General features: G+C 70.3%; 20 protein-coding genes and 2 pseudogenes. 15 read left to right on the top strand and 7 right to left on the bottom strand.

From position 1 onward, the window contains the following. Window positions 1–26 precede the first annotated feature (26 nt). Window positions 27–1,352, top strand: a complete 1,326-nt coding sequence (locus tag LY41_RS05195; RefSeq protein ID WP_253862910.1) for an MBL fold metallo-hydrolase — start codon at window positions 27–29, stop codon at window positions 1,350–1,352. 52 nt (window positions 1,353–1,404) lie between these two features. Here the strand turns inward: LY41_RS05195 and LY41_RS05200 are convergent, their stop codons facing one another. Continuing rightward, a complete protein-coding gene (locus tag LY41_RS05200) occupies window positions 1,405–1,608 on the bottom strand; it encodes a hypothetical protein (RefSeq protein WP_253862639.1) in 204 nt (67 codons plus the stop codon). Between the two features lie 121 nt (window positions 1,609–1,729). On the opposite strand from LY41_RS05200, the gene LY41_RS05205 reads away from it, so the two are divergent. Beyond that, window positions 1,730–2,884: a hypothetical protein gene (locus tag LY41_RS05205; RefSeq protein WP_253862640.1), complete on the top strand. Its 1,155-nt coding sequence runs from the start codon at window positions 1,730–1,732 to the stop codon at window positions 2,882–2,884. Window positions 2,885–3,021: 137 nt separating this feature from the next. Here the strand turns inward: LY41_RS05205 and katG are convergent, their stop codons facing one another. Beyond that, a complete protein-coding gene (gene katG, locus LY41_RS05210; RefSeq protein ID WP_253862641.1) occupies window positions 3,022–5,226 on the bottom strand; it encodes a catalase/peroxidase HPI in 2,205 nt (734 codons plus the stop codon). Window positions 5,227–5,256: 30 nt separating this feature from the next. After that, window positions 5,257–5,685: a Fur family transcriptional regulator gene (locus tag LY41_RS05215; protein ID WP_253862642.1), complete on the bottom strand. Its 429-nt coding sequence runs from the start codon at window positions 5,683–5,685 to the stop codon at window positions 5,257–5,259. Between the two features lie 397 nt (window positions 5,686–6,082). Between LY41_RS05215 and LY41_RS05220 the strand changes: the two genes are divergently transcribed. The 5 genes and pseudogenes from LY41_RS05220 to LY41_RS05240 all read left to right on the top strand — a co-directional run. Beyond that, a complete protein-coding gene (locus LY41_RS05220; protein ID WP_253862643.1) occupies window positions 6,083–7,105 on the top strand; it encodes an ABC transporter substrate-binding protein in 1,023 nt (340 codons plus the stop codon). A gap of 15 nt (window positions 7,106–7,120) precedes the next feature. Continuing rightward, window positions 7,121–8,104: a FecCD family ABC transporter permease gene (locus LY41_RS05225; protein ID WP_253862644.1), complete on the top strand. Its 984-nt coding sequence runs from the start codon at window positions 7,121–7,123 to the stop codon at window positions 8,102–8,104. Beyond that, on the top strand, window positions 8,101–9,216 hold the full coding sequence (locus LY41_RS05230; protein WP_253862645.1) for a FecCD family ABC transporter permease: 1,116 nt from the start codon (window positions 8,101–8,103) through the stop codon (window positions 9,214–9,216). Before LY41_RS05225 ends, LY41_RS05230 begins: the two co-directional genes overlap by 4 nt. 13 nt (window positions 9,217–9,229) lie before the next feature. Next, window positions 9,230–10,078: pseudogene (locus LY41_RS05235) on the top strand (ABC transporter ATP-binding protein); the annotation flags it as partial. A 129-nt stretch (window positions 10,079–10,207) separates the two neighbouring features. Then, a pseudogene (locus tag LY41_RS05240) lies at window positions 10,208–10,777 on the top strand (MSMEG_1061 family FMN-dependent PPOX-type flavoprotein); the annotation flags it as partial. 74 nt (window positions 10,778–10,851) lie between these two features. On the opposite strand, the gene LY41_RS05245 reads toward LY41_RS05240, so the two are convergent. Together LY41_RS05245 and LY41_RS05250 are read right to left on the bottom strand one after the other, a co-directional pair. After that, a complete protein-coding gene (locus LY41_RS05245; protein ID WP_253862646.1) occupies window positions 10,852–11,571 on the bottom strand; it encodes an ABC transporter permease in 720 nt (239 codons plus the stop codon). 48 nt (window positions 11,572–11,619) lie between these two features. Then, window positions 11,620–12,519, bottom strand: coding sequence for an ABC transporter ATP-binding protein (locus LY41_RS05250; RefSeq protein WP_253862647.1), 900 nt, complete (start codon window positions 12,517–12,519; stop codon window positions 11,620–11,622). Between the two features lie 163 nt (window positions 12,520–12,682). Here LY41_RS05250 and LY41_RS05255 point away from each other — a divergent pair, with 163 nt between their 5' ends. The 6 genes from LY41_RS05255 to LY41_RS05285 all read left to right on the top strand — a co-directional run bounded on the left by LY41_RS05255 (window position 12,683) and on the right by LY41_RS05285 (window position 18,209). Beyond that, window positions 12,683–13,831 carry a sensor histidine kinase gene (locus tag LY41_RS05255; protein WP_308292205.1) on the top strand — a complete coding sequence of 383 codons (1,149 nt, stop codon included), beginning with the start codon at window positions 12,683–12,685 and terminating at the stop codon, window positions 13,829–13,831. Beyond that, the gene (locus tag LY41_RS05260; protein ID WP_253862648.1) at window positions 13,828–14,430 is read left to right on the top strand and encodes a response regulator transcription factor; all 603 of its coding nucleotides are present in this window, start codon (window positions 13,828–13,830) and stop codon (window positions 14,428–14,430) included. Before LY41_RS05255 ends, LY41_RS05260 begins: the two co-directional genes overlap by 4 nt. A gap of 499 nt (window positions 14,431–14,929) precedes the next feature. Then, the gene (locus LY41_RS05270) at window positions 14,930–15,394 is read left to right on the top strand and encodes an ArsR/SmtB family transcription factor (RefSeq protein ID WP_308292206.1); all 465 of its coding nucleotides are present in this window, start codon (window positions 14,930–14,932) and stop codon (window positions 15,392–15,394) included. Continuing rightward, window positions 15,391–16,512, top strand: a complete 1,122-nt coding sequence (arsB, locus tag LY41_RS05275; RefSeq protein ID WP_301296492.1) for an ACR3 family arsenite efflux transporter — start codon at window positions 15,391–15,393, stop codon at window positions 16,510–16,512. Before LY41_RS05270 ends, arsB begins: the two co-directional genes overlap by 4 nt. Window positions 16,513–16,584: 72 nt before the next feature. Beyond that, the gene (locus tag LY41_RS05280) at window positions 16,585–16,995 is read left to right on the top strand and encodes an arsenate reductase ArsC (protein ID WP_253862649.1); all 411 of its coding nucleotides are present in this window, start codon (window positions 16,585–16,587) and stop codon (window positions 16,993–16,995) included. Window positions 16,996–17,048: 53 nt separating this feature from the next. Beyond that, window positions 17,049–18,209, top strand: a complete 1,161-nt coding sequence (locus LY41_RS05285; protein ID WP_253862650.1) for an ArsO family NAD(P)H-dependent flavin-containing monooxygenase — start codon at window positions 17,049–17,051, stop codon at window positions 18,207–18,209. A gap of 126 nt (window positions 18,210–18,335) precedes the next feature. Here the strand turns inward: LY41_RS05285 and LY41_RS05290 are convergent, their stop codons facing one another. Next, entirely contained in the window at window positions 18,336–19,784 is a 1,449-nt protein-coding gene (locus LY41_RS05290; protein WP_253862651.1) for an NAD(P)-binding domain-containing protein, read from the bottom strand. Between the two features lie 101 nt (window positions 19,785–19,885). On the opposite strand from LY41_RS05290, the gene LY41_RS05295 reads away from it, so the two are divergent. Next, window positions 19,886–20,725, top strand: coding sequence for a helix-turn-helix domain-containing GNAT family N-acetyltransferase (locus tag LY41_RS05295; protein WP_253862652.1), 840 nt, complete (start codon window positions 19,886–19,888; stop codon window positions 20,723–20,725). 42 nt (window positions 20,726–20,767) lie between these two features. Here LY41_RS05295 and LY41_RS05300 read toward each other — a convergent pair whose 3' ends face one another. After that, window positions 20,768–21,205, bottom strand: a complete 438-nt coding sequence (locus LY41_RS05300) for a MerR family transcriptional regulator (RefSeq protein ID WP_253862653.1) — start codon at window positions 21,203–21,205, stop codon at window positions 20,768–20,770. A 306-nt stretch (window positions 21,206–21,511) separates the two neighbouring features. Here LY41_RS05300 and LY41_RS05305 point away from each other — a divergent pair, with 306 nt between their 5' ends. Next, window positions 21,512–23,002: a SulP family inorganic anion transporter gene (locus tag LY41_RS05305; protein WP_253862654.1), complete on the top strand. Its 1,491-nt coding sequence runs from the start codon at window positions 21,512–21,514 to the stop codon at window positions 23,000–23,002. Window positions 23,003–23,141 lie beyond the last annotated feature (139 nt).

The following is a 23,141-nucleotide window of genomic DNA, read 5'->3' on the forward strand; positions in this document are numbered from 1 at the left end:
TGAGTGACCGGGAGGGCACACCACCGATGGAGATCCTCACCATCGATACACCGTCGCTGGGTGATCGCAGTTATCTCGTGCACGACGGGCGGGTGGCGTTCGCGGTCGATCCCCAACGGGACATCGACCGGGTGCTCACGCTGGTGGAGGACCGCGGCGTCCGCCTGGCGGCCGTGTTCGAGACCCACATCCACAACGACTACGTGACGGGTGGACTGGCCCTGGCCCGGCTGACCGGGGCCTCCTACCACGTCAACCGCGAGGACCCCGTCACCTTCGAGCGCACGCCGATCTCCGACGGCGACGTCGTCGAGGTCGGCTCGATGCGCGTGCGCGCGCTGGCCACCCCCGGTCACACGTTCACGCATCTGTCGTACGCCGCGACCCGCGAGGACGACACCCCGGTGGTGTTCACCGGCGGATCGTTGCTGTTCGGGTCGACCGGCAGGCCGGACCTGCTCGGCCCGGAGCACACCGAGGACCTGGCGCACGCCCAGCACGCGTCCGCCCACCGGCTGGCGACCGAACTGCCCGACGACACGCAGGTGCTGCCGACCCACGGGTTCGGCAGTTTCTGCTCCGCCACGCCGACGTCCGGGGACGCGTCGACCATCGGCCGCGAGAAGCACGTCAACCCGGCACTGACCGTCGACGAGCGCTCCTACGTGGAGACGCTGCTGGCCGGGCTGGACGTCTACCCGGCGTACTACGCGCACATGGAGCCCGCCAACCTGGCCGGCCCGTCCGAACCGGACCTGTCTCCCCCGCACCGCGCCGACGCCGCCGAGCTGCGGCGCCGCATCGACGCCGGCGAATGGGTCGTCGACCTGCGCACCCGCACGGCGTTCGCCGCCGGGCACGTCGCGGGCACGCTCAACTTCGGTATCGACGGCGCGTTCGCGACCTATCTGGGCTGGCTGCTGCCGTGGGGTACACCCTTGACGCTGCTCGGTGAGACGCCCGAGCAGATCGCCGAGGCGCAGCGGGAACTCGTCCGTATCGGTATCGACCGGCTCGAGGCCGCCGCGACCGGCAACGTACGCGAGTGGGCGTTCGGCGGCGAGCTGCGTTCGTTCGAGACGGCGTGGTTCGCCGACCTGGCCCAGGTCCGCCATCACCGGCGCGTGGTCGTGCTGGACGTACGGCGCCGGTCCGAATGGGACGAGGGGCATCTCGACGACGCCGTGCACATTCCGCTGCACGAGCTGCTGGAGCGGATGGACGAGGTCCCCGCAGGCGAGGTGTGGGTGCACTGCAAATCCGGTTACCGGGCGGGCATCGCCGCCTCGCTGCTGGCCGCGGCCGGCAGACGGGTCGTGTCGATCAACGACGATTTCGCCGCGGCCGCCTGAACCCACGGGCACTGCCCTCGGGCTCAGGCGCGCTCGTTCCCGGGCGTGGCGGTTACAGCTCGCGGAATGCCGCGCACGCCACGGCCACGTAGGCCGCTTCGGGCGCGCGGTAGGTCACCCGGGCCCACCGGTTGTCCGTGACCTGGGTGCCGCCGGCTCCGACACAGCTGTAGGTGCCGCCGACCACGTACGGCCCGCAGGGTTCGGCCCCGCCCGCGTTACTGCAGGTCGTGTAGTTGTCGCAGGTTGGTCCCACCGGTTTACGACCCGGTGCGCCAGTGGTAAGCCGCAGCGCCTGATATACCCGGCGCCCCGTATACCCGGCGCCTCGTATACCCGGCGCCGCGCCGACACCGATTGCGAAAGCAGGAAGTCCAGTGCCGTCCCGCTCCAGCGATGACACCGAATCGGGTGCCGACGACCACTCCGGGGAGCGGGTCACCGTGCTCGGCCTGATCGCGGATCCGGACATGCCGGAGACGATCGCCGAGTACCTGGCCGAGACCTTGCCGGAGGAGCTGGACGGTGCATGGCGTGTCGAGGTGGACGCCGATCCGGTGACGGCCACGCTCAAGGGCACCGCGGAGATCCTCGACCGGACGGCGCACAAGTGCGACTCGCGCGGCTGGACGTACGCCCTCTGCATCACCGATCTCCCGGTGCGGTCCGAGGAAGGTCCTGTCGTCGCCGACATCGATCACGATCGCGGCGTCGCGGTGGTGTCGGTTCCGGGCATGGGCGGCCTGCAGACCCGCAAGCGGGTCCACCAGGTGATCCGGCAGGTGCTCGACGAACTGCGGAGCGACCACGGGCGGGACCCGGGCCGGGTGCGCCGGCAGCGCCGGCACGGTCTCAGCGGCCGGATGATCGGGGTGCTCGCGCCCATTCGCCGCACCGCGGTCGAAACGGAAGGCAGCCATCTCGACGTGCGGTACGTGACGCCGGGCAGGAGCGGCACACTGCGGCTGCTGTCGGGCATGGTGCGCACCAACCGGCCGTGGCGCCTGGTGTTCGGGCTCTCCCGCGCGCTGGCGGCCGCGGTGGCGACGAGCGCGTTCGGACTGTCCTCGAGCACGATCTGGATGGTCGGCGACCAGTTGGGCATCGGGTTCAAGGTGCTGGCGACGGCGACGGCGATCGCGGTGCTCGTGACGTGGCTGATCGCCGCGCACGATCTGTGGGAGAAGCGCGGTGACCCGCGATCCGATCCGCAGCTGGCGCGGCTGTACAACGCCTCGACCGTGCTGACCTTGATCATCGGCGTGGTCGTGTTGCTGGCGATCCTGTTCGTCGTGAACTTCGTGCTGGCGTGGCTGATCCTGCCGGCGTCACTGCTGACCGGCATGCTCGGCACCGAGACCGGTGCCGGCACGTATCTGGCCGTGGCATGGGCGTTCACGACACTCGGCGGGATCGCGGGCGCGCTCGGTTCGAGCCTGGAGACGGACCGGGCCGTGCGGCAGGCGGCCTACGGCTACCGGGAGAGCCGCCGCCGCGCCGAGCACGAGGAGCAGGACTCCGACGGCGCCTGAGGTCCGGCTCCTCGCTCCCCGCATCACACGCCACCCGCGGCTCAGCCCGCGTGCGGTCCAGCCCGCGTGCGGTGCACGAGACGGCCCGCCGCCGGGAGGTCCCGGCGGCGGGCCGCTCGCCGCTTCTCAGGCCCGAATCAGGCCGTGACGTCGAACCGGTCGAGGTTCATGACCTTGTCCCACGCCGCGACGAAGTCCTTGACGAACTTCTCCTTCGCGTCGTCGGCGGCGTAGACCTCGGCCACCGCGCGCAGCTCGGAGTTCGAGCCGAACACGAGGTCCACACGGCTGGCGGTCCACTTGGCCTCACCGGTCGCGCTGTCCTTGCCGACGAACTCCTCGGAGGCGTCGGTGGTGGGCTCCCACTCCGTGCCCATGTCGAGCAGGTTCACGAAGAAGTCGTTGGTCAGCGCCTCCGGCTTCGACGTGAACACGCCATTCTTGGAGTCCTGGTAGTTGGCGCCCAGCACCCGCAGGCCGCCGAGGAGCACGGTCATCTCCGGTGCGGTCAACGTGAGCAGGTTGGCCCTGTCGATGAGCGCGTACTCGGCGGGCAGGGCGTTGCCCTTGCCGAAGTAGTTGCGGAAGCCGTCATTCTTGGGCTCCAGGTGCGAGAACGACTCGACGTCGGTCTGCTCGGCCGTGGCGTCACCGCGGCCCGGGGTGAACGGCACCGTGACGTCGACGCCCGCGGCCTTGGCCGCCTTCTCGACACCCACGACGCCGGCCAGCACCACGATGTCGGCCAGCGACACCGGCTTGCCGAAGGAGGCCTGGACCTCCTCCAGCTTCTTCAGCACCGGCTTGAGCTTGTCCGGCTCGTTGACCTCGAAGTTGATCTGCGGCTCGAGGCGGATCCGGCCACCGTTCGCGCCACCACGCTTGTCGCTGCCGCGGAACGTCGACGCGGCGGCCCAGGCGGTGGAGACCAGCTCGGACACCGAAAGGCCCGAGTCGGCGATCTTGCCCTTGAGCTCGGCGACGTCGGCCTCGCTCGGGACGTACTCCGGCTTCGGGACCGGGTCCTGCCAGATGAGGTCCTCCGAGGGGACCTCCGCGCCGATGTAGCGGTCCTTCGGGCCCATGTCGCGGTGGGTCAACTTGAACCACGCGCGGGCGAACGCGTCGGCGAAGGCGTCCGGGTCCTCCATGAACCGGCGGGAGATCGGCTCGTAGACCGGGTCGACCTTCAGCGACAGGTCCGTGGTGAGCATGCTCGGCTGGCGGTCGAGCTCACCGCTCTCCGGGTCGGGCACCGTGTTGTTGGCCATGCCGTTCTTGGGGCGCCACTGCCAGCCGCCGCCCGGGCCTTCGTAGACCTCCCACTCGTAGGCGAAGAGGTTGTGGAAGAACCAGCCGCTCCACTGGGTCGGCGTCGGGGTCCACGTGACCTCGAGACCGCTGGTGATGGCGTCGCGGCCCTTGCCCGTGCCGTAGCTGTTCTTCCAGCCGAGGCCCTGCATCTCGAGCGGCGCGGCCTCGGGGTCGGGGCCGTTGTTCGAGTCGGGGGCGGCACCGTGAGTCTTGCCGAACGTGTGACCACCGGCGATGAGGGCGACGGTCTCCTCGTCGTTCATCGCCATGCGGCCGAACGTCTCGCGGATGTCACGCGCGGCGGCGACCGGGTCCGGCTTGCCCTCCGGGCCCTCCGGGTTGACGTAGATCAGGCCCATGTGCGTGGCGCCGAGCGGCTGCTCCAGCTCGCGGTTCTCCTCGCCACCGGAGATGCGCTGGTCGCTGCCGAGCCAGGTGGTCTCGGAGCCCCAGTAGACGTCGTCCTCCGGCTCCCACGTGTCCTCGCGGCCACCGGCGAAGCCGAACGTCTTCAGGCCCATCGTCTCGAGCGCGACGTTACCCGTGAGGATCATCAGGTCGGCCCACGAGAGCTGCTTGCCGTACTTCTTCTTGACCGGCCACAGCAGTCGGCGCGCCTTGTCGAGGCTGACGTTGTCCGGCCAGCTGTTCAGCGGCGCGAAGCGCTGCTGCCCGCCGCCGGCGCCGCCGCGGCCGTCACTGACGCGGTAGGTACCCGCGCTGTGCCAGGCCATGCGGATCATGAGGGGGCCGTAGTGACCGAAGTCGGCAGGCCACCATTCCTGCGAGTCGGTGAGGACGTCCGCGATGTCCTGCTTGACCGCCGACAGGTCGAGGGAGGAGAACTCCGCGGCGTAGTCGAAGTCCTGGCCCATCGGGTCGGAGGCAGGCTGGTTCTTCGCCAGGATCTTCAGGTTGAGCCGGTTCGGCCACCACACCGGGTTGCTGGCGGCCTGCGTCGGGTGCGGCAGCCCGCCACCGTGTACGACCGGGCAGCCGCCCGCGGCCGCCTCGTTGCTCTCGGACAATGGAAATCCCTTCGGGTGGTACTGCGTTGATCAGGAACTAACTGCGGAACATCCGGGGCACACGCCCCAGTAAATGATCTCGGCCTCGTCGATGGTGAAGCCGTGGTCGTCGGAGGCGTCCAGGCACGGAGCCTCGCCGACGGCACAGTCGATGTCGGCGATCCGGCCGCAGGAGCGGCACACGACGTGGTGATGGTTGTCCCCGACGCGCGTTTCGTACCGCGCGACGGACCCCATGGGCTGAATCCGCCGGACGAGTCCGGAGGTCGTCAACGCGCGCAGCACGTCGTAGACAGCTTGATGGGAGACGTCACCGAGTCCCTCACGCACGTGGCCGATGATGGAATCGGTGTCGGCGTGCGGATGTTCGTGCACCACGGACAGCACCGCCACCCGCGGACGGGTGACGCGCAGGGAGACCCCGCGCAGCAGCTGTTCGAGATCCGTGGTCGTGGGCACGTCGACGAGTCTGCCCGAAAATCTTGAATGAATCAAGAATTCCGCACAACCGGGTCACCTCGCGCGCCTCCAAGGGCACCTTCGGGGCACTTGTCGGTACTGCCACGCCGGGCGCATCCGCTTGGGTGGCAGTGGAAGACGGGTGGGAGCCCCACATCTTCCCCTCGCGTCGGCGTGTCCCACCGGCACCCGGGCGCGTGCACGAGGGGAGGATTCGTCGCACCCAGTGCAACCACAGTGCCCTTGGGGCTGTATGGGGCTCCACGGGTTCGCCGGGGTGGGTGCGTGACGCGCCGCACGTCATCGTGAGTTCCGGCGACGGACACGCGAAGTTAGGGTAGGCACAGTTAACCGCCCGATATCCGTTTCGTCCCCACCCACCCGAAAGGCCGCCGCCATGAGCCGCGCCACCCGCCTCGCCCGAAGTCTGTTCGCCGTGCTCCTCGCCGGCTCGCTCACGGTCCTGACCGGTTGCACCACGACCGGCGCCGATGGCGATTCCGGCGGTGAGCAGCAGCTGAACCCACAGGCCGACGCGTCGCAGTTCCCCGTCACGATCCCCACGAAGTTCGGGGGCGTGACCATCGAGGAGCCGCCGCAGCGCGTCGTGGCACTCGGGTGGACCGACGCCGAGGTGGCGATGGCCCTCGGCGTGCAGCCGGTCGGCGTGGCCGACTGGCTCGAGGTCGGCGGCAACGGGCTCGGCCCGTGGTCCGAGCAGACCTTCGACGAGGCGCCCGAGAAGCTCGGCACGCTCGAGGTCAACATGGAGAAGGTCGCCGGGCTCGACCCCGACCTCATCCTCGACACCCGCTCGAGCGGTGAACGCGCGCGCCACGAACGACTCAGCGAGGTCGGCGTTCCCGTCGTCAGCCTGCCCGAGGACGCCGACGACTACATCACGACGTGGCAGCAGCAGCTCGACATGATCGGCACGGCACTCGGCAAACAGGACGAGGCCCGGCAGCTGCGGAAGGACCTGGACGCGAAGTTCGACCGTGTCGTGGGCGAGCACCCCGAGTTCAAGGGCAAGGAGATGGTGCTGGCCTCCCGGCTGCCGGACGCGTGGGGCGCCTACCGCGACGGCGACGGCCGGGTCGAGTTCATGGAGCGCCTCGGGTTCGTCAACTCGTCGCGCATCGAGCGCCAACCCGGCGGACGAGGATTCACCGTGCCGATCTCCGACGAACGCCTCGATCTGCTCGACGCCGACCTGACCGCGGTGTTCCTCATCGGCGCCGACCCCGCGGACGTCACCGGCGACCCGCTGTACCAGGCGATCCCGTCGGTCGAGAAAGGCAACGACCTGGTGCTGGCCGATCAGGACATCTCGCTGGCCTTCTCCAGCAATTCGGTGGTCGGCCTCTCCTGGGCACTCGACGAGGTCGTGCCGAAGCTCGCCGCCACGCTCGGCGACTGACACTCACCGGCGAACGTGCGGAAACCACTCGGCATCGGCGCGCTCCTGGCGGCGGCGTGTGCGCTCAGCCTGGCGGTGGGCACCAAGGACATCCCGGTGACCACCGTGTTCGAGGCGCTCACGGCGTTCGATCCGGGCGACGTCGACCACCTGATCATCACCGAACGCCGCGTGCCCCGGACCCTGGCGGGCGTGTTCGTCGGCGCGGCACTCGGGCTGGCCGGCACGCTGATCCAGGGCGTGACCCGGAACCCGCTGGCCGATCCCGGCATCTTCGGCGTCAACGCGGGAGCCGCACTGTTCGTGGTGCTCGGGATCGCGGTGTTCGGCGTGACGAGCCTGTCCGGGTACGTGTGGTTCGGATTCGCGGGCGCGGCGGCCGCCTCGACGGCGGTCTACATCATCGGATCGCTCGGCCGGGGCGGCGCGTCCCCGTTGAAACTCGCCCTCACCGGCGCCGCCCTGACGGCCGCGCTCAGCTCGTTGCAGAGCGCCGTCCTGCTGACCGATCCCGCCACCCACGACCGGTTCCGGTTCTGGCAGGTCGGCACCCTCGCGGGCCGCGACCCCGACGTCGTCGGCCAGGCGCTGCCGTTCCTCGCAATCGGCATCGCCGGAGCCCTCCTGCTCGGCAAGGTCCTCAACGGACTGTCACTCGGGGACGACGTGGCGCGCTCCTTCGGACGGAACACGACCACGGACCGCGTGTGGTGCGGGCTGGCGGTCGTCGTGCTCTCCGGCGCGGCGACGGCGCTCGCCGGACCGATCACGTTCCTCGGGCTCGCGGTGCCGCACCTCGCGCGCACGCTGGCGGGCCCGGACTACCGGCGGATCCTGCCGCTGTCGATGCTGATCGCGCCGGTACTGCTGGTCCTGGCCGACGTACTCGGCCGGGTCGTCGCGCGGCCCGGCGAGGTGCAGGCCGGTGTCGTGACCGCACTACTCGGCGCACCCGTACTGGTGGCGCTCGTGCGACGGAGGAAACTGGCCCGGCTATGACCCCGAACCCGCCGACCCCGAACCCACCGGCCACGGACCCACCGGCCACGGCGAACGGCCGTGCGACGCGGGCCGACGTCGTACGGGTCTCGCGTGCCCGCGGCCGGGAACGCACGCGGACGCTCGTCGTGAGCGCGGGACTGGCTGCCGCCGTCGGAGTGGTCTTCCTCGGCTCACTCGCCGTGGGCGATTTCCAGATCGGCATCCCCGATCTGCTGGCCAGGCTCACCGGCCGAGGCATCGGGGTGCACCAACTACGGGTCGACTACGTGCTGTTCGACCTGCGCCTGCCGCGCGCGGTGACCGGCCTGCTCGTGGGTCTCGCGTTCGGACTCGCGGGCTCGGTGTTCCAGCGCCTGTTGCGCAACCCCCTGGCCAGTCCGGATGTACTCGGCATCTCGGCCGGTGCCGGCGCCGCGGCCGTGCTCGCCATCGTGGTGTTCGGCGCGAGCGGGTTCGCCGTGTCGGCGGGCGCGTTCACCGGCGCCCTCGCCGCGGTGGCCCTGATTTACGCGCTCGCCTGGCAACAGGGCGTCAGCGGCTACCGGCTCGTGCTGATCGGCATCGGTATCAACGCGGCACTGCTGTCCGCCGTCTCGTTCCTCATGACACGCGCCGACATGACCGACGCGCAGCAGGCGCTGCTGTGGCGCACCGGCAGCCTGTACGACAGTTCGTGGGAGGAGGTCGCGGCGCTGCTGGGTTGCCTGATGGTGCTCGTGCCCGCGGCGTTGCTGCTCGCGCGGGCACTGCCGACGCTGCAACTCGGCGACGACTCGGCACGCGGACTCGGCCTGCCCGTCGAACGCTCGCGACTGGCGCTGCTGCTGGTGGCGACCGGGCTGATCGGTGTCGGCACCGCCGCGGCGGGACCGGTCGCGTTCGTGGCATTCCTGTCCGGGCCGATCGCGTCGCGGCTGCTCGGCGGCGCGCGCCCGGGGATCGCGGTCGCGGCGCTGGTGGGCGCGCTCGTGACGCTGTGCTCGGATGTTGCGGCCCAGCACCTGTTCGGCGACCGGCAGTTCCCGGTCGGCGTCGTGACCGGTGCCGTCGGCGCACCGTATCTGCTCTGGCTACTCGCGAAAAGCAACCGCGCCGGACACGGCGAATGACGGAGAGGACACCATGTCGGCACAACCGGTTCCGGACGAGACCGATCCCGCCGCGGCCGAATCCGGCGGCGATTCGCGGCTGTCCACCGTGCGCACCGAACGGGTCAGCCTCGGCTACGGCGACCGGCGGGTCGTCGACGAGCTGTCGGTGGACATCCCGCCCGGGAAGATCACGGTGGTCGTCGGGCCCAACGCGTGCGGCAAATCGACCTTGTTGCGCGGCATGGCACGGCTGCTGCGCCCGACCTCCGGTACCGCGTACCTGGACGGCAAGAGCATCCACTCGATGCCGAGCCGCGACATCGCGGTGAAACTGGGGATCCTGCCGCAGTCACCGTCGGCGCCGGAAGGCATCACCGTGACCGACCTCGTCGGCCGCGGCCGGTCACCGCATCAGGGCTGGTTCGGCCGGTGGTCGGACGCCGACGAGCAGGCTGTCGCCGACGCGATGCGCGCCACGGGCACGGTCGAACTGGCTGACCGCTCGGTCGACGAGCTCTCCGGCGGGCAGCGCCAGCGCGTGTGGATCGCGATGGCACTGGCGCAGCGCACCGGGGTGCTGCTGCTCGACGAGCCGACGACGTTCCTCGACCTCACCCACCAGGTCGAGGTGCTGGACCTGCTCGCGGACCTCAACCGCACCGAGGGCACGACGATCGTGGCCGTACTGCACGACCTGAACCTCGCGTGCCGCTACGCCGACCACCTCGCCGTGCTGTCCGAGGGCAGACTGGTCGCCGACGGGGCGCCGCGCGAGGTCGTCACCGAGAACCTGGTGCGGGACGTCTTCGCACTGCCCAACCGGGTGATCGACGATCCGGTGTCGGCCACCCCGCTCATCGTGCCGATCGGCAGGCACCACGTCACCGACGCCCGGCTCGCCGAGACCGCCGAGACCGCCGAGGCCCGTGGCGCCGAACCGGAACCGGGCACGACACCGGTCGTGGCGAGAACCGATTCGGCCGTGTCGTCGGAGACCGAGTTGCGGGCGGTCGTCGAGGAGCCGGTGCCGCTGATCGCCGACAAGGCCGCGCCCGCCATCGACGACGAGTCCCGGCGATTCCTCGAGGCGGCACCACTGTTCCTGCTGGCCTCGGCGGGTGAGGGCAGTGTGGACGTGTCCCCTCGCGGCGACGAGGACGGCAGTGTGATCGTGCTGGACGATCACACCGTCGCCTTCGCCGACCGGCCCGGCAATCGCCGCGTCGACAGCATGCGCAACATCCTGCGAAACCCCCGGGTGGCGATGTTGTTCCTCGTGCCGGGTACCGACCACACCGTACGCATCAACGGCACCGCCTCGATCGTCCGCGACGACGAGCTCCTCTCCCTGCTCTCGGTGAAGGGCTCGCCGCCGGACCTGGCGGTCGTCGTCACGGTGTCCGAGCTGTTCGTCCACTGTGGACGTGCGTTCAGCCGGTCGGGGCTGTGGGATCCTCGCACGTGGCCGGAGCGGAGCTCCCTGCCGACGGCGGGGACCCTGCTCAAAGCCCACGCCGCGCTGCGCGACTCCATGCGCGGCTCCGAGGCGATCAGCGACGGCCTCGACCCGGCAGGCTGACGGCCGTCCACCCGTGCCACGCGCTCGGAAGGACGGAACTCGTTCGGCCGTCTGCCGCACGGCGGTGGTCGTCGTCATCGGCGCGGTTCCCAGCGAAACATCCTGGCGGCGAGATTCGCGGCCAGGAACACCCAGGCGAACGTCGGCGCGAGCAGGATCAGCGATTCCGACAGCGCCGTCCCGCCGTTCCACGCGTTCAGCACCAGTTCGGTCGCGGCACCGCCGGGCACCAGACGTTTGACCAGTTCCAGGTCCTCGGTACCGGTGAGCCCGATCCAGCTCGCCACGGCGATGACGCCGATGGCGACCGGCAGCGTCGTGACCTGTGCGTGTTCGGGCGAGTTCGTCAGCCCCGCCGTCGCCAACGCGAATCCGACGAGCATCGCGAGCGTCGCGACGACTCCCACGGCGAGCAGCACGACGTCCGACGGTCCGCCCGCGACCACGCCGAGGACGATGAGGACCCCGACCACCTGGACGGTCGCCAACACGGTCACCGGCAGCAACAGTCCGCCGAGGATTCCGCTGTCCCCGAGCGCCGTCGACCGCAGCCGTTTCAGAAACAGGTTCTGCCTGCGGGACGCCAGCGTCGTCACCGCGGTCGTGTAGAGGCCGAACGCGCCGACGGTGAACACCACGAGCGCCGCGATGTAGCCGAGACTACCGATGTCGGCGAATATCTCGTGACGGTAGACGAAGAAGGCGCTGACGGCGATCGGCATGATGAAGCTGGTGACCAGCACCAGCCGGTTGCGGAAGAGCTGGACGAGTTCGCCGTAGGCGATGCCGAGCATGGTGTGCTCCCTGAATGAGACGGTCGGGATTCGAGTGGGACGGTGCGCTCAGTCGATGGCGCGGAAGACGTCGTCGAGGCGGGTCGGGCCCGCTTCGAGTCCGATGAGGTCGATGCCGTGGTCCTCGGCCCAGCCGAGCAGCGTGTACAGGTCCTTCTGGATACGGTGCGTTGCGACGCGGAACGTCTCGTCCGGCTGCCGCTCCACGTGCAGCGGCAACGCGGGCACCCCCGCGAGAGGCTGGGACGGCAGGCCGAAAGTGATCACGCCCGGCAACGCGCCCGTCAGCTCCGCGACCGTGCCTTCCCGGTGGAACACGCCCTGGTGCATCAGCCCGATCCGGTCTGCCCGCTGCTGGGCCTCCTCGAGATAGTGCGTGGTGAGCACGACCGTGGTCCCGCCCTCACGCAGCCGGTCGACCGCGGCCCAGAGTTCGTCACGGGACTGGATGTCCAACCCGGTCGTGGGTTCGTCGAGCACGATGAGTTCGGGCGTGCCGTACACGGCGGTGGCGAAGTCGAGCCTGCGCTTCTCACCGCCGGAGAGCTGGGAGACCTTGGTGCGTGCCTTCGTGGTGAGCCCGACGAGGTCGACCACCCGGTCGACGCTGTCGTCGCGCCGGGTCAGCGCGCCGATGATCCGAACGGACTCGGCCACCGTGAGGTCCGGCGAGAACCCGCTCTCCTGCAACATGATGCCCATGTGCGGCCGCACGGCGGCCCTGTCCCGCGGGTTGCGGCCGAACACACGCACGGTGCCCGAGGCGGGTGTGCGGTGCCCCTCGACGACCTCCAGCGTCGAGGTCTTGCCGGCGCCGTTGGTGCCGAGCAGCGCGTAGAACTCGCCGCGCCGCACCTGGAAGGTGAGGTTCTTGACCGCGTGGAACTCGCCGTAGACGAGGTTCAGCCGCTCGACGTCGATGACCGGTGTGTCCCCTGAGGTGTTCATGCCCCGGATTCCACGCCCTCGGGCGCCGTGCGAACAGTGTCACGGCGTCACGACCCGGGCATGACATTTCCGGGTAGACACCCATGACGTGGTGTCACTGGCGGCGGCGCGCCGAGCACGGAATGCTGGCACGGACGCATCCGTTCCAGCCGACGAGGATCCCGTGACGAGCACCGACGAGCGCAGCGACGCCCAGACACGGCTGCGCAAACTCAATCTCACCGTGTTGATGCCGCCGGTCGTGGGCATCGGCGTCCTGCTCGCCATCGTCGACACCGACACATGGCTCGACCGGGTCGCGCTCGGCATCGGCGTGGCTGTCGCCGCCTACGCGTTCCTGCGCTGGGCCGACGGTGACATCCTCCGGGTCGCGGTGCCGTGCCTCGCGCTCACGACGGGCGTGTGGCTCTACGGCGCGCTGGCCTCCGACACGCGAACGGCGTTCTTCTCCCTGCTCGTCGTGGGCCCGTTCGTCGTGTCCCGCCTCCCACGTCACCGCATCGCCGCAACGGTGCTCCTCGCGGTCGGCGGCGCGGCGATCGGGGCGATGCGGCTGCTCGTGACCACCGGTGACGTGCCGGGAACGCTTCTGGCCTACGTGCTCGTCCCCGGTGGCATGCTGGCCCTGGCGACCCTCGCCGAGTTCCCCAACAAGCGCTTCTACGACGTCGTGGAGGACCTCGAACGCGCGCGGTACCGGGAGGCGGAACTCGCCGTCGCCGGAGAGCGCATGCGGTTCGCCAGCGATCTGCACGATATCCAGGGCCACACCCTGCACGTCGTCAAACTCAAGGCGGCCCTCGCCCGCAGGCTCGTGGCCACCGACCCGGAGCGAGCGGAGGGCGAGCTGCAGGAGATCCACGACCTGGTGGGCGAGACGATCACACGCACCAAGGAACTCGCCTACGCCCAACGACGGCTGAACCTGACGGCGGAACTGGAGAACGCGAAGAACCTGTTCGAGGCGGCAGGAATCGGCATCGACATCGACCGCCACGACGATCCGGCTCCGGGACTGAGCGAACTGCTCGGCCAGGTCCTGCGCGAAACCACGACGAACATCCTCCGGCACGCCCAGGCCGAACAGGTCCGCATCACGTTGTCGGCGTCGGGCATCACCATCGTCAACGACGGGGCGCAGGAGACCAACCCCGCCCTCGGCGGGCTGACGACGCTCGCCGAGCGCATCTCCGAGGCCGGCGGTGCGCTGACGGTGCAACAACGGGGCGGGCGGTTCGTCACCGCGGCGGAGTTCGATACCGCAGCCGCGCACGCGGGGACGACGGAAATCGGTGAGGAGGAACCGGTGTGACCACCGTGGTACTGGCCGACGACGAGGCACTGTTGCGGAAGGCCATGGCCGCGCTGCTGCCGATGGAAGGCGACATCACCGTGCTCACCGAGACCGGCGACGGCGAGTCCGCGGCGCGGGAGACCCTGCTGCACCGGCCCGACGTGCTCGTCATCGACCTCGAGATGCCGGGCGTGGACGGGCTCGGCGCGGTCGCGCGGATCCGCGAGGAGCTGCCGGATCAGGTGATTCTCATGCTCACGCGGCATGCGCGCCCCGGGGTGCTGCGGAAGGCGCTCAAGCTCGGCGTGCAGGGGTTCGTCAGCAAGTCGGCCGAACCGTCGCACATCGCCTCGGTGATCGCGACGCTCCACAGCGGCAAGCGATGGATCGACCCGGACGTGTCCGCACTCGCCGTCGTCGACGACTGCCCGCTGACCGACCGGGAGGTCGACGTACTGCGAGCGACCAGCGAGGGCTATTCGGTCGCGGACATCGCGGCGCAGCTGCACCTCGCCGAGGGCACCGTACGCAACTACCTGTCCACGACGATGCAGAAGACCCAGACGCGCACCCGGCACGACGCCGCGAGATACGCCCGCAAGCGCGATTGGCTGTGAGCGAGCTACGCGGAGCCGGCGCCGGAGCCGGAGCCGGAGTCGGAGTCGGAGTCGGAGCCGGACTGGCCTCCGGGGCGATGCCCGCCCTGGTCATGGCCACGGTTCCGCTGTCGGAAACGGCGTCGACGAACAGTCTCACACGCTGATGCGCCCGGTCGGCACGTCCTCCTCGAGTGCGGTCACGGGAGTGGTACTGGCCAGTCCGGCGGTCAGCGCCGGCGGAACACGCTCCACGGTCACGTTCATCCGATTCCCCCGGTCAACGACACCGCGCGTGCCTGGGGCGCGACCGGGCGCCGTGGCCCGTGATTGCGGGGCGCGACGCGCGAGACGACGGGCGAACGCAGCACACCCGTGGCTGGATGCAGAACACGCGGTGTTGAGCGCAGAACACGCGGTGCCGGATGCAGGACACGCGCGTCCGAGCGCAGGACACGCGGGGATGAGGCAGCGCTCACGTCCGATTGACGTCCATCTCGATAGATATCAAGATAGACAAATGTCGAAACAGTCGTCGGAGGGCGCCGCGACCGTACCCGGCGGGACGCTGCAGTCCGAACCCCACGGGACACCGCAGTCCGAACCCCACGGGACGCCGGAGTCCGAGCTCTGCGGGACGTCACTGTCCGGCGACCCGTTGTCGCAGGATCAGGCCACCGAGCTCGCGCAGGCGTTCAAGGCCCTGGCCGACCCGGTGCGCCTGCGCCTGCTGTCGCTCATCGCCTCCCACGCCGGCGGCGAAGCGTGCGTGTGCGACCTGACCGGGACGTTCGACCTCACCGGTCCGACGATCTCGCACCACCTCAAGATCCTGCGCGAGACCGGGCTCGTGACGAGCGAGCGGCGCGCGACCTGGGTGTACTACCGGGCGGCTCCCGACGTCCTCGCCCGGCTGTCGGCCGTCCTCCGGCCCGCCCCTCTTCACCTTCCCGAGACGAGCGCCGAGACGGAGATTCCCGCATGACCGCGGACCCCACGGGGACGACGAACCCCACGGAGACGACGACCGAGAACCGCGGCGTCGTCGGCAAGTTGTCCACACTGGACCGGTTCCTGCCACTGTGGATCGCCGCGGCGATGGTCGCGGGCCTGCTCGCCGGACGGTGGATCCCCGGTCTGAACACGACGCTGGAGGCCATCTCCGTCGGCGGCATTTCGGTGCCGATCGCGCTCGGCCTGCTGGTGATGATGTACCCGGTGCTCGCGAAGGTCCGCTACGACCGGCTCGACACGGTCACCCGGGACCACCGGTTGCTGTGGCCGTCGCTGGTGCTCAACTGGGTACTCGGACCGGCCGTCATGTTCGCACTGGCGTGGGCGCTGCTGCCGGACCTGCCCGAATACCGCACCGGCCTGATCATCGTGGGGCTGGCTCGCTGCATCGCCATGGTGATCATTTGGAACGACCTGGCCTGCGGCGACCGCGAGGCCGCAGCCGTGCTGGTGGCGCTGAACTCGGTGTTCCAGGTCATCGCCTTCGGCGCACTCGGCTGGTTCTACCTCGAGCTGCTGCCGGGCTGGCTCGGCCTGCCCACGGCCGACCTCGACGTCTCGGCCTGGCAGATCGCGGTGAACGTGCTGATATTCCTCGGCATTCCGCTGCTCGCCGGCTATCTCACGCGCCGGTTCGGCGAACGCGCGAAGGGCCGTGCCTGGTACGAATCGCGATTCCTGCCGCGGATCGGCCCGCTGGCGCTCTACGGGCTGTTGTTCACCATCGTTCTGCTGTTCGCCCTGCAGGGAGAGCAGATCACCGGCAACCCGCTCGACGTGGTCCGCATCGCGCTGCCCCTGCTGATCTACTTCGCCGTGATGTGGGCGGGTTCCTACGCGCTCGGCAAGGCCGTCGGCCTGAACTACGAACGCACGACGACGCTCGCCTTCACCGCGGCCGGCAACAACTTCGAGCTGGCGATCGCCGTGGCCATCGCGACCTTCGGGGCCACGAGCGGACAAGCGCTGGCCGGCGTCGTCGGCCCGCTCATCGAGGTGCCGGTGTTGGTGGCACTCGTGTACGTCTCGCTGGCGCTCCGGCGCCGATTCGCCGCCTCCACCGAGCCGCATCCGTCCGACCGGCAGTAATCCACCCCGCAGTGGTCCACCCCGCAGTGGTCCACCCCGCAGTGGTCCGGCAAGCAGCAGAAGGAGAATCCCGTGTCCGACATCCCCGAGGTGCTGTTCGTCTGCGTACACAACGCGGGACGTTCGCAGATGGCCGCCGCACTGCTCGATCACCACGCCGCGGGCCGGGTGACCGTCCGGTCGGCGGGCTCGGCGCCCGCCGAATCGATCAACCCGGCCGTCCGCGAGGTGATGGGCGAGCTCGGGCTGGACCTGAGCAAGGAGTTCCCCAAGCCGCTGACCACCGAGGCGGTCGAGGCCGCCGACGTGGTGATCACGATGGGCTGCGGTGACGCGTGCCCCGTGTTCCCCGGCAAGCGCTACCTGGACTGGCAGCTCGCCGACCCCGCAGGCAGGGGTGCCGACGACGTGCGGCCGATCCGCGACGACATCGACCGGCGGGTGCGGGCGCTCCTGGCCGAACTCCTGCCCGCGACGGACTGACCGGCTCACGCGCGGATTCGGGGCACCACCACTCGGAGCGGAAAGGACGGCACGTGGCCGGGACCGAGACCGTGGACATGGACGTGGACGTGGTCGTGATCGGCGGCGGCCAGGCCGGACTCGCCGCGGGCTATTTCCTGCGCCGGGCCGGGTTGCGGTTCGTCGTCCTCGACGCGCAGGACGATCCGGGCGGGGCGTGGCGCCGCGGTTGGGACTCGTTGCGGCTGTTCTCCCCTGCCGAGCACAACCCGCTGCCGGGCTGGTGGATGCCCCGGCAGGAGGGCGAGCTCTTCCCGACGGCGGGTCATGTCGCGGCCTATCTGCGGGACTACGAGCTGCGCTACGACCTCCCGGTCCGGCGGCCCGTGCGGGTGCACGGTGTCCGGGACGCGGGTGCGGCACTGGCCGTCGACACCGACCACGGCACGTGGCACGCCTCCTTCGTCGTCAGCGCCACCGGAACCTGGGATTCACCGGTGCTGCCCCACTACCCGGGTGCCGCCGAATTCGCGGGCGAGCAGTGCCACACCGTCGACTACCGCTCACCGGAACGGTTCCGCGGCCGCCACGTCGTGGTCGTGGGAGGCGGCAATTCGGCAGCGCAGATCCTGGCGGAGGTCTCCACGGTCACGACCACGACCTGGGTCACGCGCAGGCCCGCCCGGTTCATGCCCGACGGCGTGGACGGCCGCGTGCTGTTCGACGTCGCCACCCGGCGGGAGGCCGCCCGCCGGGCCGGCACGGACGCCGAGAGCGTCTCGGCGCTCGGCGACATCGTGATGGTTCCGCCGGTCCGCGAGGCCCGCGACCGCGGCGTGTTCCGCGCCCTGCCGATGTTCGACCGGCTCACCCGCGACGGCGTGGCCTGGGACGATGTGGCCTGGGACGGTGTGGTCCGGAGCGGTGCGGCCACCGGCGACGGCGCCGAGCAGCCGTGCGACGTCATCGTCTGGTGCACCGGATTCCGTCCGACGCTCGACCACCTCGCCCCGCTGAACCTGGCGCCGGACCTGTCGCCGGATCTGTCGCCGACCGAGCGGGTGCCGACCGAGCGGGTGCCGAAGACCGTCGGCACCCGCTCGGTCGACGAACCGCGGCTGTATCTGCTGGGCTACGGCGACTGGACGGGCGCAGCCTCGGCGACCCTGATCGGGGCGAGCCGCACCGCCAAGCCGACCGTCTCAGACATCGCCGAACGCCTGCGTGCGAGCTGACCAGAGCATCGACGTCGCCCACGGATCAGCCTTTTCCCTCGTCGTCGGAAGCCGGAGCAGCGGCGCGGGCCGGAGCGGCGGTCTTCCGGGCGTTCCGCCTCGCCCGGAAGACCGCCGAGATCCCGCTCATCTCGCAGCCGAGGTGGGCGCAGCCGGGCTGGACGCGGCCGGGGTCGCGGTCTCGGCGGGTGCGCCGCAGCACCCGCCCGCCTGCCCGGCACCGGCGGAGTCGGCGGGGTCGGTGGAGTCGGTGGAGTCGGCCACCTGCTCGTCGCCGGCCGGGCCGCCCGCCTGCCCGTCGGACAGGCCCGCGCCGCCGCAGACGCCGGTCTCGGGAAGGGTGAGCTCGACCCGGCGGGCCGCTTCGGTGTCGCCCGCGAGTTCGGCGGCGATGCTGCGGACCTGTTCGTAACCCGTCATCGCGAGGAAGGTCGGCGCCCGGCCGTAGCTCTTCATCCCCGCCAGGTACACGTCCGGCTCCGGGTGGGCGAGTTCGGCGGCGCCGTGCGGGTACACGGTACCGCACGAGTGCACGTTCGGGTCGATGAGCGGCGCCAACCGCACGGGCGCCTGCAGTGTGGTGTCCAGTTCGAGCCGCAGCTCCGACAGCCATGACAGGTCCGGCCGGAACCCGGTCAGTGCCACGACCTCGTCCACACCGGCGACACGGCGTCCGTCCACAGTGGCCAGAGTCAGTCTGTCGTGGACGTCGCGTTCGACGGTGTCGGTGCGGAATCCGGCTTCGACGGCGATGCGGCCCGCCTTCACCGCAGCCTCGGCCCGTTCGCCCAGCTCACCGCGTGCAGGCAGCTGGTCCGCGGCGCCTCCGCCGAAGGCGTCGCCGACCTCACCACGGCGCAGCAGCCACGTGACCCGGGTGTCCGGGTGTTCGGCGGCCAGCTCGTCGAACATGATCAGCGCGGTCAGCGCCGAGTGGCCGCTGCCCGCGACGACCACGTGCCGCCCGGCGTAGCGCGCCCGCACCGCGGCCTCGCGCAGATCCGGCAGGTGCCGGGTGATCCGCTCGGCCGCGTCGCCTTCACCGAGCGCAGGCAGTCCGTCACCGCCCAGCGGGTTCGGCGTCCGCCACGTGCCGGACGCGTCGATCACCGCCCGTGCGGTGATGCGCTCCTCGCCGCCCGTGGTGCGCACGTGGACGGTCAGTGGTTCGGTATCGCGCCCCGCATCCACCACGCGGTCCCGGCCGCGCCGTGCGACGCCGGTGACCTCGGCGCCGAACCGCACGCGGTGTCCCAGCGCCGCCGCGAGCGGACGAAGGTGGTCGGCGACCCACTGCGCGCCCGTCGGGTACGCGTCGTCGTCCGGACGGTGCCACCCGCCGGCCTCGAGCACCCCGTCCTCGAGTAGCCCGTCCTCGAGCACCCGGAGCGCCGCCGGGGCGACGACCTCGGCCCACCGCGAGAACAGCCGCACGTGTCCCCATTCGGCCACGGCCGCGCCCGCCTGCTCACCACGCTCGAGCACGAGCGGCTCGACTCCCCGCTCCAGCAGCTCCGCGGCGGCCGCCAATCCCACGGGGCCTGCACCCACCACCACAACCGGTGCCTCGTTCATCGCCGCAACCCTTCCATCGATAGGCGTCGATCAAGCTGTTCCGACAGTATCGACCGACATCGATAGAAGCAACCATCGACAGGAGTCGATACACTGGGGTCATGCCGATCGCGCTACGCGAAGCCCAGATCCTGCCGACCGCGGCCGCGAGCACGTACGCGGACTGGTTCGCGTGCCTCGCCGAACCGGTCCGCGTGCGGCTCCTGCATGCCGTCGCCACCAGCCCGAAGGGCATCACCGTCGGTGCACTCACGAAGCTCCTCGGTACGAGCCAGTCGACGTGCTCGTTCCACGTGCGCAAGCTCGCCGACGTCGGGTTCGTCGAGACGCACAAGGAGGGCACGGCGACGGTCGTGACGGTCAACGAAGCCTGCTGCACCGGGCTTCCCCACGCCGCGGACGCCGTCATGGGCGCGCTCGGCCCACGGCCGTGCTGCCCGGACGACCTGCCGGCCGACGTCACCGTCCGAGCACTGCGCAGCGAGGACTGGCCCGCCGTGCGCCGCATCTACGGCGAGGGCATCGCCACCGGTATCGCCACGTTCGAGACCACCGTGCCCGACGAGGCACAGCTCGACGCCGCCTGGTTGCCCGGCCATCGCTGGGTCGCCGAACTCGACGGCGAGGTCGCAGGCTGGACCGCCGCAGCACCGGTCTCGACACGCGAATGCTATGCGGGCGTCGCGGAGACGTCCGTCTACATCGGAGAGCAGCACCGCGGGCGCGGCATCGGCAAGGCGTTGCTGTACAAGCAAGTAACCGAGGCCGACGCCGACGACCTGTGGACGTTGCAGACGTCGATCTTCACGCAGAACCGCGCGAGCGTGGCGCTGCACCACGCCGCCGGCTATCGCACCGTGGGCCTGCGCGAACGCGTCGCCCGGCGGGACGGACGGTGGCACGACACGGTGCTGCTCGAACGCCGCTCACCGGTGAACTGAACCGAGCCGGCGAAGAGGCCGCCGCGACGACCCCGGCGACCGTTACGAACTCGGGTACACGACATCGCCCAGCCGGGCGCGGAGCATGCCGGCGAACTCCTCGGCATTGCTCAACCGCGAACGCAACTCGGCGCATCGCTGTTCGGCGACCCCGGCGAACTCGCGGAGACGCGCCTCCCGGTCCGGTGCCGCCTCCCCGGACTCGGGTACAGCGCCGGACTCGGATACAGCGTCGGACTCGACCTCGGGTGCGGCGTCGAGAATGGCAAGCAGCTCGCGCATCTCCTCGAGCTGGAACCCGAGCGGCTTCATCCGCATGATCAGCAGCAGCCGGTCGACGTCGGGTTCGTGGTACAGCCGAAAGCCGCCCTGACTGCGCGCACTGGGCACGACGAGGCCGACCTCTTCGTAGTAGCGGATCGTGCGTAGCGACAGACCCGTGCGCTCGGCGACCTCGCCGATCTGCATGTGCTCGGCCACACCGCATCCCTTCCTCGACAGGACCCCGACCGTAACGGGCCCCGGCGCCGCCCACATACGCGACCGCGTCACCAGATTACCTTTACGTAAGTGCCCGGTCGCCGCGGTCGCGACGGTGTACACGCCTGCACCACGATCGACGCCGCGTCCGTGGAATGGGTCGCGGATCACATCGGAGCTGGATCACATTCCAGCAGATACTTCCCTTACGTAACGGTAGAGTCGCCGTCGTTCGGTACGAGCCCCGTCGACGCGGCTCCCGCCTCTTCCTCCTGTTCCCCGAACGCCTTCTGACGAAAGAAGCTGATGTCACTTCCTGCTGTCCTGCGCCCGAAGATCGGCCGCCCGGCCTGGCTGTCGCCGCGCGTCCTGCGCACCGAGGCGCTCTCCGGCCTGGTCGTCGCACTCGCACTGATCCCCGAAGCCGTGTCCTTCTCGATCATCGCCGGGGTCGACCCCCGTATCGGCCTGTTCGCCTCGTTCACCATGGCGGTCGCGATCGCGTTCACCGGCGGCAGGCCCGCGATGATCTCGGCCGCCACCGGGGCGATCGCGCTCGTGCTCGCTCCGCTGGCCCGTGAGTACGGAGTCGAGTACCTGTTCGCGGCCGTGATTCTGGGCGGACTGCTGCAGGCGTTGCTGGCGGGGGCCGGGGTCGCACGGCTGATGCGCTTCCTGCCGCGCAGCGTCATGGTCGGCTTCGTCAACGCGCTCGCGATCCTCATCTTCACGGCACAGCTGCCGTACCTGATCGACGTGCCGTGGCAGGTCTACCCGCTGCTCGCCGTCGGCCTCGCGATCATGGTCGGCCTGCCCAAGCTGACGAAGGCCATCCCGGCGCCGCTGGTGGCCATCATCGTGCTCACCGTTTTCACGGTGAGCGCCGGCATCGCCGTGCCGACCGTCGGCGACCAGGGTGAACTGCCCAACAGCCTGCCGATCCTCGGCGTGCCCGCCGTCCCGTTCACCTTCGAGACGCTCACCATCATCGCGCCGTACGCCTTCGCCATGGCCCTCGTCGGGCTGATGGAGTCGCTGATGACGGCCAAGCTGGTCGACGACATCACCGACACGCACTCCGACAAGACCCGCGAGTCGTGGGGCCAGGGCGTCGCCAACATCGTCACCGGTTTCTTCGGCGGCATGGGCGGCTGCGCGATGATCGGCCAGACCATGATCAACGTGAAGTCGGGCGCGCGCACCCGTGCCTCGACGTTCCTGGCGGGCATGTTCCTGCTGATCCTCGTCGTCGCGCTCGGCCAGATCGTCGGGCTCATCCCGATGGCGGCCCTCGTCGGCGTCATGATCATGGTGGCGGTCGGCACGTTCGACTGGCACAGCATCCAGCCCAAGACCCTCAAGCGGATGCCGAAGAGCGAGACGACCGTCATGGTGGCCACCGTCGCCGTGACCGTCGCGACCCACAACCTCGCCATCGGCGTGGTCGTCGGGGTGCTCGTGGCGATGGTGCTGTTCGCCCACCGGGTCGCGCACCTGGTGTCGGTGGAGAGCGTGCTCGACCCCGACGGCACGACCAAGATCTACCACGTGACCGGTCAGCTGTTCTTCGCCTCGAGCAACGACCTGGTGTTCCAGTTCGACTATGCGGGCGACCCGTCGAACGTCGTCATCGACCTCTCCGACGCGCACGTCTGGGACGCCTCGACCGTCGCCTCGCTCGACGCCATCACGACCAAGTACGAGGCACGCGGCACCACGGTCACGATCACCGGCATGAACGACGACAGCGAGAAGCGCCACGCCACCCTCGCGGGAAACCTGACGGGCGCGCACTGACGAGGCCGGGGCGCCCACACACGCGCCCCGGCCACAGCCGGACGAGGGCGGCCGGCGCGGCGACACGGGAGAACACGTCGCCGCGCCGGCCGCACCGGGCCGTCGGCCCCGCCCGGACGGTGTCCTACCCTTACGTGAC

The sequence above is a fragment of the Prauserella halophila genome, assembly GCF_024171895.1.
Lineage (GTDB): Bacteria > Actinomycetota > Actinomycetes > Mycobacteriales > Pseudonocardiaceae > Prauserella > Prauserella halophila.